Source organism: Kribbella sp. NPDC104740 (assembly GCF_055583505.1).
This window is the reverse complement of sequence record NZ_JBVJNV010000001.1, coordinates 1,028,064-1,040,231: the sequence shown is the minus strand read 5'-3', so window position 1 is coordinate 1,040,231 and position 12,168 is coordinate 1,028,064. Positions and strand designations below refer to the sequence as shown.

Annotated in this window: 10 protein-coding genes; 8 read left to right on the top strand and 2 right to left on the bottom strand. The window is 68.7% G+C overall.

The features are described from left to right. The first annotated feature begins 229 nt into the window (after positions 1 to 229). The 7 genes from sdhC to ACZ6Z4_RS04885 all read left to right on the top strand — a co-directional run bounded on the left by sdhC (position 230) and on the right by ACZ6Z4_RS04885 (position 10,085). Entirely contained in the window at positions 230 to 607 is a 378-nt protein-coding gene (gene sdhC / locus ACZ6Z4_RS04915) for a succinate dehydrogenase, cytochrome b556 subunit (RefSeq protein WP_465558223.1), read from the top strand. Between the two features lies 1 nt (position 608). Next, on the top strand, positions 609 to 1,064 hold the full coding sequence (locus ACZ6Z4_RS04910) for a succinate dehydrogenase hydrophobic membrane anchor subunit (protein ID WP_363666487.1): 456 nt from the start codon (positions 609 to 611) through the stop codon (positions 1,062 to 1,064). Between the two features lie 13 nt (positions 1,065 to 1,077). After that, positions 1,078 to 2,820: a succinate dehydrogenase flavoprotein subunit gene (gene sdhA, locus ACZ6Z4_RS04905; protein WP_465558221.1), complete on the top strand. Its 1,743-nt coding sequence runs from the start codon at positions 1,078 to 1,080 to the stop codon at positions 2,818 to 2,820. After that, entirely contained in the window at positions 2,820 to 3,524 is a 705-nt protein-coding gene (locus ACZ6Z4_RS04900) for a succinate dehydrogenase iron-sulfur subunit (protein WP_363666491.1), read from the top strand. Before sdhA ends, ACZ6Z4_RS04900 begins: the two co-directional genes overlap by 1 nt. 1,235 nt (positions 3,525 to 4,759) lie before the next feature. Then, positions 4,760 to 4,954, top strand: coding sequence for a hypothetical protein (locus ACZ6Z4_RS04895; protein WP_465558218.1), 195 nt, complete (start codon positions 4,760 to 4,762; stop codon positions 4,952 to 4,954). Positions 4,955 to 5,145: 191 nt separating this feature from the next. Further along, positions 5,146 to 5,520, top strand: a complete 375-nt coding sequence (locus ACZ6Z4_RS04890) for a peptidase inhibitor family I36 protein (RefSeq protein WP_465558216.1) — start codon at positions 5,146 to 5,148, stop codon at positions 5,518 to 5,520. Positions 5,521 to 5,744: 224 nt separating this feature from the next. Then, positions 5,745 to 10,085 carry a S8 family serine peptidase gene (locus ACZ6Z4_RS04885; protein ID WP_465558214.1) on the top strand — a complete coding sequence of 1,447 codons (4,341 nt, stop codon included), beginning with the start codon at positions 5,745 to 5,747 and terminating at the stop codon, positions 10,083 to 10,085. A 41-nt stretch (positions 10,086 to 10,126) separates the two neighbouring features. On the opposite strand, the gene ACZ6Z4_RS04880 is transcribed toward ACZ6Z4_RS04885, so the two are convergent. After that, positions 10,127 to 10,549, bottom strand: coding sequence for a DUF2000 family protein (locus tag ACZ6Z4_RS04880; RefSeq protein WP_465558212.1), 423 nt, complete (start codon positions 10,547 to 10,549; stop codon positions 10,127 to 10,129). A 50-nt stretch (positions 10,550 to 10,599) separates the two neighbouring features. Here ACZ6Z4_RS04880 and ACZ6Z4_RS04875 point away from each other — a divergent pair, with 50 nt between their 5' ends. Next, complete coding sequence (locus tag ACZ6Z4_RS04875; protein ID WP_465558210.1) at positions 10,600 to 11,148, top strand: histidine phosphatase family protein; 549 nt, start codon at positions 10,600 to 10,602, stop codon at positions 11,146 to 11,148. Here the strand turns inward: ACZ6Z4_RS04875 and ACZ6Z4_RS04870 are convergent. Continuing rightward, on the bottom strand, positions 11,123 to 11,989 hold the full coding sequence (locus tag ACZ6Z4_RS04870; RefSeq protein WP_465558208.1) for a M55 family metallopeptidase: 867 nt from the start codon (positions 11,987 to 11,989) through the stop codon (positions 11,123 to 11,125). The genes ACZ6Z4_RS04875 and ACZ6Z4_RS04870 overlap by 26 nt on opposite strands. Between the last annotated feature and the right edge of the window lie 179 nt (positions 11,990 to 12,168).

The following is a 12,168-nucleotide window of genomic DNA, read 5'->3' as shown; positions in this document are numbered from 1 at the left end:
GCTGGGCAGATCGGGCGAAATCACCCGACTCAGTGAGCCCGATCACTACCCGCGACACCCGGGAGATCGATGTCACATGAGGACCGTCGGGAAAGGGTTCGGCACAGCGATAGCATCAGAAACGGTCTGGTTCCCTTCCGGGCCGAGCCGATCGCGGCCGCTGCTGAGTCCCCCGCCCCCGGAGTCGCGTCCCCCGGCTCTCGGTCTGTCGTCCGATCGGAGGATCGGTTTGCCCAGCAAACCAGCCGGCACCCTGTACCGCGGCCGCGAGGGCATGTGGTCGTGGGTGGCGCACCGGATCACCGGCGTCGGGATCTTCTTCTTCCTGCTGGTGCACGTGCTCGACACCGCGCTGGTCCGGGTCTCCCCGGAGGCGTACAACGAGGTGATCGGCACCTACAAGAACCCGATCGTCGGCCTGATGGAGGTCGGACTGGTCGCCGCGATCCTGTTCCACGCCTTCAACGGCATCCGGCTGATCCTGGTCGACTTCTGGGCCAAGGGCCCGCGCTACCAGCGCCAGCTGATGATCGGCGTCGGCGTCGTCTGGGTGGTCCTGTTCGTGCCGTTCGTGATCCGGCACCTGACCCACGTCTTCGGAGGCTGAGATGACCGACATCGCCCAGCCCCGCTCCTCCAGCCGGGCCCGCTCGCTCAAGGGCGGCGGCCGCAACCGCTCCGGCCAGACCAACTTCGAGCTGTACGGCTGGCTGTTCATGCGGCTGTCCGGCCTCGCCCTGGTCGTGCTGGTGCTCGGCCACCTGTTCACCAACCTGATGCTCGGCGACGGCATCAACGCGCTCGACTTCGGTTTCGTGGCCGGCAAGTGGGCCAACCCGCTGTGGCAGGTCTGGGACCTGCTGATGCTGTGGCTGGCGATGCTGCACGGCACCAACGGGATGCGCACGATCATCAACGACTACGCCGAGAAGGACCAGACCAGGTTCTGGCTGAAGGCCCTGCTGATCACCGCCTCGATCGTGATCGTCGTACTCGGCACCCTGGTCATCTTCACCTTCGACCCCTGCCTGGACCCGCACAGCACGCTGTCGGTCTGCAAGTAAGGACACTTCTCAGATGCAACGGCATCAGTACGACGTAGTGATCGTGGGCGCCGGCGGCGCCGGGATGCGGGCCGCGCTGGAGTCCAGCAAGCGCACCCGGACCGCCGTCCTCACCAAGCTCTACCCGACCCGGTCGCACACCGGCGCGGCCCAGGGCGGCATGTGCGCCGCGCTGGCCAACGTCGAGGAGGACAACTGGGAGTGGCACACCTTCGACACCGTCAAGGGCGGTGACTTCCTGGTCGACCAGGACGCCGCCGAGGTGATGTGCCGCGAGGCCGTCGACGCCGTCCTCGACCTGGAGAAGATGGGCCTGCCGTTCAACCGGACGGCCGAGGGCAAGATCGACCAGCGCTTCTTCGGCGGCCACACCCGCAACCACGGCGAGGCCGTCGTACGCCGGTCCTGCTTCGCGGCGGACCGCACCGGCCACATGATCCTGCAGACGCTGTACCAGCAGTGCATCAAGCAGAACGTCGAGTTCTTCAACGAGTTCTACGTGCTCGACCTGCTGATGGTCGGCGGCCGCTCGACCGGGGTCGTGGCCTACGAGCTGGCCACCGGTGAGCTGCACATCTTCTCGGCCAAGTCGGTCATCTTCGCCTCCGGCGGCTTCGGCAAGGTCTTCCGGACGACGTCCAACGCGCACACGCTCACCGGCGACGGCATGGGCATCGTGTGGCGCAAGGGGCTGCCGCTGGAGGACATGGAGTTCTTCCAGTTCCACCCGACCGGCCTCGCCGGGCTCGGCGTACTGCTGTCGGAGGCCGCCCGCGGTGAGGGCGGAATCCTGCGCAACAAGGACAACGAGCGCTTCATGGAGCGCTACGCGCCGACCGTGAAGGACCTCGCGCCGCGTGACATGGTCGCCCGCGCGATGGCGAACGAAGTACGGGAAGGCCGCGGCTGCGGGCCCGACGGCGCGTACGTGATGCTCGACCTGACCCACCTCGAGCCCGCGCACATCGACGCCAAGCTGCCCGACATCACCGAGTTCGCCCGGACCTACCTCGGCGTCGAGCCGTACACCGAGCAGATCCCGGTCTTCCCGACCGCGCACTACGCGATGGGCGGCATCCCGACCAACATCCGCGGCGAGGCGCTGGCCAACAACGACGACGTCATCCCCGGCCTGTACGCCGCCGGCGAGGTCGCCTGCGTGTCCGTGCACGGCGCGAACCGGCTCGGGACCAACTCGCTGCTCGACATCAACGTCTTCGGGCGGCGCGCGGGCATCGCGGCCGCGGAGTACGCCGAGACGGCCGAGTTCGAGGAGCTCCCGGAGGCGCCGGAGCAGTTCGTCGTCGACCTCGTCGAAGGGCTGCGCGACGCGACCGGCTCCGAGCGCGTGGCCGCGATCCGGTCCGACCTGCAGGCGACGATGGACCTGAACGCGCAGGTGTACCGGACCGAAGGCTCGCTGAAGCAGGCGCTGGTCGACATCGAGGCGCTGAAGACGCGGTTCGCGAACGTCGCCGTACAGGACAAGGGCAAGCGGTTCAACACCGATCTGCTCGAAGCCGTCGAGCTGGGCTTCCTGATCGACCTGGCCGAAGTCCTGGTCGTGTCGGCGCTGGAGCGCAAGGAGTCCCGCGGCGGGCACTTCCGCGAGGACTACGACAAGCGCGACGACGTGAACTTCATGCGGCACACCATGGCCTACCGCGAGGTCGATGCCGACGGCAACACCAACATCAGGCTGGACTACAAGCCGGTCGTCCAGACTCGCTACAAGCCGATGGAGCGCAAGTACTGATGGACGTCAAGGTCAAGATCCTCCGGTACAACCCGGAGGTCACCGAGGAGTCCGAGTGGATCACCTACTCGGTCACCCTGCAGCCGACGGACCGGGTGCTCGACGCGCTGCACAAGATCAAGTGGGAGCAGGACGGCACCCTCACCTTCCGCCGCTCCTGCGCGCACGGCGTCTGCGGCTCCGACGCGATGCGGATCAACGGCCGCAACCGGCTCGCCTGCAAGACCCTGATCAAGGACCTGAACCCCGACAAGGAGATCACCGTCGAGCCGATCAAGGGGCTCGCGGTCCTCAAGGACCTCGTCGTCGACATGGAACCGTTCTTCGACGCGTACCGCTCGGTGATGCCGTTCCTGGTGACGAGCGGGCACGAGCCGACCCGCGAGCGCATCCAGTCCCAGGCCGACCGGGACCGTTTCGACGACACCACCAAGTGCATTCTCTGCGCGGCCTGCACGACGTCGTGCCCGGTGTTCTGGTCGGACGGCCAGTACTTCGGCCCCCAGGCGATCGTCGGCGCCCACCGCTTTATCTTCGACAGCCGCGACGAGGGCACCGAGCAGCGCCTGGAGATCCTGAACGACAAGGAAGGCGTCTGGCGGTGCCGGACGACGTTCAACTGCACGGATGCTTGTCCGCGAGGGATCGAGGTCACGAAGGCGATCCAGGAAGTCAAGCGAGCCTTGATCTTCCGTCGGGTCTGAGGCTCTGAAGCTTCCAGCCGTGCAGCAGCCGCCGCGCTTGCCGTTCCATCCGACGACAGGAGGCGGTCGGCCGCTGACGACCGCACGTACCTGCACCCGGTCGGCGGCGACGTAGCTACCGCAGCCCAGCCGTGGACTGACCGAACGCTCGTCGTTCCAGCCGACGGCGCCTCGTCGGCCCGCGAAGGCGGGCCCGTCGGCTGCGGCTGGTACCTGCACCCCTCGCCTGGCTCCCTCAGGCATGCCGCGGGCGCCGGGGAGGGCTGAGTTATCCGACTCCCGGCTCTAGCCAGCGGCTGGGCCTGTGGGGCTGGCACTGGATGGTCTATGCCGGGATGAGGGCGACGGCCACGGCCACCACCCACCAACGTCGGAGCAGCGGGCTGCTTCACGCTCAGAGGGTCATCGACGGGCAGCTAAGCAGGTAGTTGGACGGTGGTGGGCGTCGACGCGGCCGGGCGGCGGGAGATACACGCTTGGCCGGCGCCGAGGGACCGGCACTGGCGGGGACTGGGCTGTTGGCGATGGTGGTTGGGCGGCGGTCACCGGCCAGGCGACACCCAGCACTGATCAACGCCGGGATCGCGGGGAGTTTCACGCTCAACGGTGCGTCATCAGGCGGGGATGTAGGTGGTTGGTCAGTGGTGGGTGTCGACGTGGTTGGGTGGCGGGAGCACGCGCGGAGGTTGGGACGAGCACTGGGCTGATCAGCTCCACGTGGCTGGAGGTGGAACTCGTCGTGCACACCGCGTGAGGGCTGAGCTGTCCGACACTCGACTGCAGCCGGCGGGAGCGGTGGGCTAGTGGTGGGCGGTCACCGCGGCTGGGCTCTGGACGGTGGTGGTTGATCGACGGTCGCAGGGGTGGGCGGACATCCAGCACTCACCAACTTCGGGATCGCGGGGGTGTTGCACGCTCAGAGGAGCGTCGGCGGGTGGCGAGTCGAGTGGTTGGTGAGTGGTGGGTGTCCGCGCGGTCAGCGAATGGCTGCTGGGCCCGAGCTCCTCTCGCGCACCCTCGAGGTGCACACCAGCCGTCGCCTGCAGGTCGACCACCCCTGCCGCTGGATGGAACGCTGGGCGTGGTGGTTGGACACAGCTGGGTGCGGAAGCTCGTTTCCGGCGCGCCGCGGGCCGTTGCACGTTTGTGAGGTTTACGTGGGCGCCACCTGGTGACTATGTCTTGTTGGGTACAGACATGTCGCCCGCAGTAGCTTGATGGGGAAGGTGCTTCCCGTGGTCACCATGTTCGAGGCTCCGCAGGTTTCTGTCGATCAGCCGGCCGCGCCGTACGCGGCGGTGTACGCGCTGCTGGATCGGCCGCGGCGGCACTGGCTGCGGTTGCGGCGGCGGTGGGTTGCCGAGGTTGTGGTCGGGGCGGCGGCGCTGGCGCTGGCTGTTGCGGCGTTCGTGGCGGCTCACAGGTTCTAGCAAGAGACAGAGTTCGACGGCCGGTGCCCTGACGGGGTGCCGGCCGTTTTGTTGCTGTGGGCCACCGGGTGAGTGACACGAACATCTCAGCGAACACACAGGCGCATGTCGACAGTCAGCTGACAGCGGACTGACACCAGCGACGTTTTTGCTGGAGGTGTTCCGCAGGATTCGTTGACAGAAGGAGTGACATGTACCGCAAGCGTGTAGCAGTCATCCTGGCCGGTGGGCTCGCCGTCGCGGGGTTCGGGATGGTCAGCCCGGCGAGCGCGACCCCGGACGCGCCGGCCGCGGGGAACGTGCGGATGTGGGAGGACCCGGACTACACCGGCAGCCAGTACGTGACCGCGACGCCGGACAACTGCCCGGACGGGTGTGACATCGACGGCTGGGACGGCGACAACGAGATCTCGTCGGTGCGCAACGAGACGGCCTGCAAGATCCGGCTGTACGCCGACGACAACTTCGCCGGGCGCTCGGTGGACCTGGCCGCGAACACGAACTACCCGAACCTGGAGCAGGTCGGCTTCGACAACGACGCGGAGAGCTTCCAGTTCGTCTGCTGACGCTGTGTCACGCGCGCCCGGGGACCGCGGGGTTCCCGGGCGCCGTGGCGTGTGGGTGCCATGGCCAGACTGGTCAGCACTCTTCGTTGAGGCGACGGGGATCGCAGGGCTAAAACTTTGTGACCGCTCACTGAAAAGTGAGCTTCCCCTGCCGAAGGACCGCCCCCATGCCCCGTGCGTCACTTGCCGTACTGACGACCCTCGCGGTCCTTGGTACTGCCGTCGTGTCAGTGCCTCCAGCCGCTGCCGCTCCCCCGGCTCATCAGTCGACCGCGGCTCCTGACACCGCCGCCCCGAAGCGCTACATCGTCACCCTGCGCGACCCAGCAGCCGCCTCGTACGTCGGCGGTGTCGCAGGCAAAGCCCGCACCGCTCCTCGGCAGGGCGAGGGCCTCAAGGCCGGCTCCGCCCCGGTCAAGGCGTACCGCGACTACCTCCGCGCCCGCCAGCAGACGGCCGCGGCCTCCGTCGGCAGCAGCGTGATCTCGTCGTACTCGGCGGCCCTCAACGGCTTCACCAGCAAGCTGTCCGCCGTACAGGCCGAGCAGCTTCGTACCGACCCGTCGGTGCAGTCCGTCGTCGAGGATGTCCTGCGCAAACCCCTCGCGGCCCCCTCCACCGACTACCTCGGGCTGAGCGGCGACGCCGGCGTGTGGGCGACCAACGGCGGCGTCGGCAAGGCCGGGCAGGGCGTCGTGGTCGGTGTCGTCGACACCGGCATCGCGCCCGAGAACCCCGCGTTCGCCGGAGCCCCGCTCGGCACGACCGCAGGCGCGGAGCCGTACCTGGACGGCAGCACGATCACCTACCGCAAGGCCGATGGCGGCACCTTCACGGGAGCCTGTACGACGGGCGTCCAGTTCACCGCCGCCAACTGCACCACCAAGCTGATCTCGGCGCGCTACTTCGTCGCCAACTTCGGCGCCGGCAACATCGGCAACCCCACGACCGGCGAGTACCTGTCGCCGCGGGACGGTTCCGAGCACGGCTCGCACACCAGCAGCACCGCGGCCGGTGCGCACGACGTCGAGGCCGACCTCGGCGGCGTACCGATGGGCCGGATCTCCGGCGTCTCGCCGGCGGCGAAGGTCGCGGCGTACAAGGCGTGCTGGAGCGGGCCGATCGCCGGGCCGGACGACGACGGCTGCGCGACCGGTGACTTGCTCGCCGCGATCGACGCGGCGGTCGCCGACAACGTCGACGTCATCAACTACTCGATCGGGATGGCCTCGGGCGCCGAGAGCACGGACTCCGTGGTCGACGAGGCGTTCCGGAACGCGGCCGCGAGCGGGATCTTCGTCGCCGCGGCCGGTGGCAACGCCGGTCCGGGCAGCTCGACGATCGACAACGCGTCGCCGTGGATCACGACCGCCGCGGCGAGCACGATCCCGACCTGGACCGCGACCGTGCGGGTAGGCGACGGGACGGACCTGCTCGGCGCCTCGGTTTCGTTGCCCAGCGCACCGGTCAGCGGTTCGCTGGTCGCGGCCTCGGCGGCCGGTACGGCGACCGCTTCGCAGCCGTCGATGTGCGGACCGGGGACGCTCGACCCGGCGAAGGTCGCGGGGAAGCTGGTGCTGTGCGAGCGCGGGATCGTCGACCGGCTGGCCAAGTCGGCCGAGGTCAAGCGCGCCGGAGGCATCGGGATGGTCCTGGTGAACCCCACACCTGACTCGGTCGATCTCGACGCGCACACGCTGCCGACCGTGCAGGTCGATGCCGATGCGTACGACGTACTGACTGCTTACGCGGCCGGTGATGCGCCGACCGCGACGTTGGTCGGCGGGAACCCGCTGCACCTGCCCGAGCCGGCCGCGCCGCAGATCGCCGGGTTCTCCTCGCGCGGTCCGGTGACCGCGGACGGCGGCGACCTGATCAAGCCCGACCTGGCGGCGCCCGGGGTCGGGATCCTCGCTGCCGCGGCGAACGCGGCGGGCCAGCGGCCGGAGTACGCGTTCCTGTCGGGGACGTCGATGGCGTCGCCGCACGTTGCCGGACTGGCCGCGCTGTACCTCGGGCTGCACCCGGCCGCGACGCCGGCCGAGATCAAGTCGGCGCTGATGACGACGACCCGGCCGACGGTCGGCGCCGCCGCCGGCGATGTGTTTGCTGAGGGCAACGGTCAGGTGGATCCGACGCGCTATCTGAAGCCGGGACTGCTGTACCTGAACGGTCCTGACGACTGGACGGCGTACATTGCCGCAATCCACGGCGATGCCTCAGCTCCGGACCCGTCGGACCTGAACCTGGCGTCGATCGGCGTCGGTGCGCTGGCCGGTCGGCAGACGGTGACGCGGACCGTGACGTCGACCGCGCCGGGGACGTTCGTGGCCGACCCGGTCTCGATCCCTGGTGTCACGACGGTCGTGGAGCCGTCGACGCTGAGCTTCACCGCGGCCGGGCAGTCGAAGAGCTTCCAGGTGACATTCACGCGGACGACCGCGCCGCTCGACGAGTACGCGACCGGGCTGCTGACGTGGCGCAGCGGCGACCAGACCGTACGCAGCGCTGTTGCTGTGCGACCTGTTGCGCTGGTGACTCCTGCTGAGGTGACTGGCACGGGTAGTACCGGCACCACGACGCTGACTGTGGCCGGTGGCGACGTACAGGACGTACCGCTGGCTGTGACTGGGCTCAGCCGCGGGCAGAGCGTCACTGGCTCGGGCACTGTCGGCTCAGCTCCGCAGAGCCAGGTAGTGGAGGTCCCTGCCGGTACTACGCACGCCCGCTTCGTGCTGGGTACCCAGACGCCTGGTGCTGACCTCGACCTGTCGGTGTACCGGTTCAACGAGTACGGCGACAAGCAGCTGGTCGCACGGGCCGCTACGCCGTCCGCTGGTGAGCAGCTGGACCTAGACGACCCCCGCGACGGGCTGTACGTCGTCGAGGTCAGCTTCTACGCCGGGAGCGGTCCGCTGGGCTTCAGCCTGACCAGCTTCGTGCTGAATGAGTCTGCGGGGTCGTTCAAGGCTGACCCGTCCACCGTGTCGCTGGAGATCGGTAGTCGTACGCCGGTTGCGCTGTCCTGGAAGGGGTTGCAGCCGGGCGGGCAGTACCTGGGCCGGGTGAGCTTCGGCGACAGCGGGCGTACGTCGTACGTGGTGGTGACCAGTGACCCGCGGACCGGACCGCCTGGTGGCGGGTCTGGTGCGCAGGCGACGGTGAAGCCGGAGTACGCGCTGGCCGGTCGGCCGGTGGCTGTGGTCGCCAGTGGGCTGGCGCCGGCCACTAGCTACCAGATCCTGCTGAAGGGAAAGGTGCTCGGCAGCGGGCGGACCAGCGAGGACGGACGGGTCGGCCAGCTGGTCACCCTGCCAACTGGGCTGGCCGCTGGGCAGGTGACGGTGGAGGTGCGTGCTGGTGGGAAGACGGTGCGGGACACGCTGACCGTGACGCCGGTGGTGCTGCGCGGACTGGCGGGCGACGACCGGCAGGCGTTCGACGGGAACCCGTTCGTCGCGCTGGTGGGTGCGCTGAGCGGCAAGGGCTCGGTGCGAGTCACCATCAAGGGCCGTACGAGCGTGTACCTCGACCAGACGATGCCTGTCGACAGCGGGACGTTCCCGGCGATCGACTGGTCGTCCGCACGCGTGGAGACGCGCGCCGAGAAGCTCACGGCGACTCTGACCGTGCAGCTCGACCGCGGGCAGGCCGGCCAGAGCAAGACGGTCAGCTGGACGCCGGTGGCCGGAGCGGCGAGCTCTGCTTCGATCGCCAAGTCCGATGGGAAGGCGAAGGTGAGCTTCGTCAACCACGGCGAGCGGACGATCTTCCCGACCCTGCGCTACAAGCTGACCAGCGGCGACGTCGTCTTCGCGACACTGCAGGCCGACCCGGAACAGGCGCTGACGCGCTCGTACGACGTGACCGGGGTCGACCGGCTCGACCTGGTGCTCGACGGCGCTGCTGTGGCGACGTACCGGAACCTGGACAAGAGCCGACTGACCGGTCGACCTGCGATGGCTGAGCCGTTCTGGGCGACGTTCCACCGCGGGAGTGGGCAGCAACTGCAGCTGACGCTGACGAACCGGCCGGCGGGGTACAGCGGGCTGTTCTCGCTGCTGGTCGGGCAGGGCACGGGCACCTACACCGGCCCGAAGGAGCTGTACGCCGAGGACATCCCGGTCGTGTACAGCCCCGAGGAGAAGGCGCCGGTGTCGCGCACGCTGAACGTTCCGGCCGGCCAGCCGCTGTGGGCGACCGCCTTCTACGAGGTGGTCAGGCCGGACATCCAGTACCTCGCCGTACGGTCGCTGCTCGCGACGCCGCTCACGTCTGCTGACCTGGCGCCGGTACGTGGCGGCTCGACCTTCTCGGTCGACGCCGCACCTTCGCCGGCGCCCACGGGCAGCACCGTGTCGGTGACCGCCGCGGGCCTCGCGCCGAACGAGCCGTGGACGGTGTGGATGGGCATCCTGCCTGTCGCGCACGGCCGCGCTTCTAGCGCCGGGCGGATGCAGGCGTTCGTGCAGATCCCGCTGCTGCACGGCTCGACGCTGGCGGTTCACGTCACCGGCCAGAGCCTGACCCGATCAGGCGAAACCACGATCCACACTCCGCGGTAACCCCGCCGGGCGCCCCGGAGAGTTGCACCTCTCCGGGGCGCTCACGGGTGCATGCGCGCACCCTTCAGGATCTTGTCCACCACGTTCTTCGGCCCGTGCACCGCGATCCCGACCAGGTCGAGCTGGTCCCGCGCCACGGCCTTCACCGCCGCCCGGTTGTCCCGGTCGTTGCCCGTAGCAAACAGATCCGCGGTGAACACCGAGTGGAGGATGCCTCGCCCGAGCACCCGCCCGTGTGACACCGCCATCTGCTCCTTCGCCCCCTCGAACACCAGCACCGGCTGCCGGAACATCGGCAGGTACTCGGTCCCGTCCCCATCGACGTACGGCAACCCCAGCAACTCCGGCTCCGCCTTGGCCAACCCGGACACCAAGAACGCCGTCACGTTCAAGCGTTGCCAGGTCGCCAGATCGTCCCGCAGGAGCACGGCGATCTTGGTATCGAATCTGATCTCGTCATCCACAGCTCCCAATCTCCCCGCCGAGCCGCCTCCGAGGCTTGTACGTTCCTTGCATGAATCACGTCTACCTCGTCCGGCACGGCGAAGCCGGATCACCACAGATCGACCACGAAGGGTGGTGGGGAACCATGCGAGATCTGGCGCCGCTCACGCCGCGCGGTGTTGAGCAGGCGAAGGCTGCCGGGCAAGCGCTGCGCACGTCCGGCGCCGACCGCATCGTCACCTCTCCCCTGACCCGCGCGATGCACACCGCGACGCTGATCGCCGCGGAGACCGGGCTGCCGGTCACTGCTGTTGAACTAGACCTCCGCGAGTGGCAGCCCGACTCGACGCAGTCCTGGCGGAACTACGCGGACATCCAGGCGCTCAGCGGAGACTTTCACCGGTGTGAGGGCGAGTGGCCGCCGGGTGAGACCCGACGGTGGGAGCCGCTGTCCTCGCTACGGTCTCGAGCGGTCGCCGCGTTGCAGCGGCAGGCCGGTTCGACGCCGTTCATCGCTGTCACGCACAACATGCTGATTCAGGCGGTGACGGGCTTGGACGACGTCGAGCACTGCGGCGTCCACCGACTCGAGGTCAGCAGTACGGCGGATTGCTTGTGACTGCTGTGGCGACGCGCAAATACAGGTTGAAGAGGCGGTAGGGGTGGGGCATTTCGCCTTCGGTGGTGACGGTGCGGTCGTCGGTTTTGTGGACGCCGGGGATGGCTTGGAGGTGGGAAGCGACTGAGGCGGACTGCCAGCGGACCGTGAGCTGGTGGATGGGCTTGGAGGGGCCCGGGTGATTACCCTCCGCGGCGGCGGGGGCGGGGGCGGGCCCGGTGGGGAGAGTGGTGAGGGCTGTTCGGATGGTTTGTTCGATGCCTGCGCGGGAATCAGCGACGGGGACCAGCTGGGCGGCGAAGCGGTCTTTTGCTTGTTTCACCGGGTAGGTGTGGATCTCCGGGGCCCACTGGGTCGCCTCGATGCAGGCCGTGTTGTCGCCGGTCAGGGCTGCGACGGGAACGCCGTACGACGTGGCGGTGGCGTGGAGGAGGCCTATTTCGCCGCAGGGGCGGTCGTCGAGCCAGATGTCTTCGATTTCGTGGCCCATGAAGCTGTGGCTGAGGACGCCCAGGGTGCCGGCTCGGGAGTGGAAGCCGATGCAGACGACGGCGTCGAAGTCGGGGGTCAGGCCCTCGATCATGCCCATGGGTTTGGGGCGGCCCTTGATGAGGAGGGCGCGGGGGTCGAGCAGGTCGGGGAGGAGGTTGCGCATGGGGCCGTGGGCGTCGTTGACCAGCACGTACGTCGCGCCGGCGGCGTAGGCGCCGCGGACGGCGGCGTTCACGTCCTCGGTCATCAGGGCGCGGCCGCGTTCGTAGTCGCGGCCGGGTGGCTGGACGTCCTCCGCGTCGACCAGGCCGGTGATGCCTTCCATGTCCGCGCTGATGTACACCTTCACCCGTTACCCACCCTTTTCCTCGGACCTCGTCATCCGTCCACGCTTCTCGAGTGCAGACACTCGATCGGTGGTCGGTACTTGGTTGACGCAACCGCGGCCGGAACAGTTGGTCGTACGCCGCTCGCCTCCGCGGCGGAGCCGGGCCACCTCTGCTCGTGCTGCGTCAGCAGGCAAGCGTA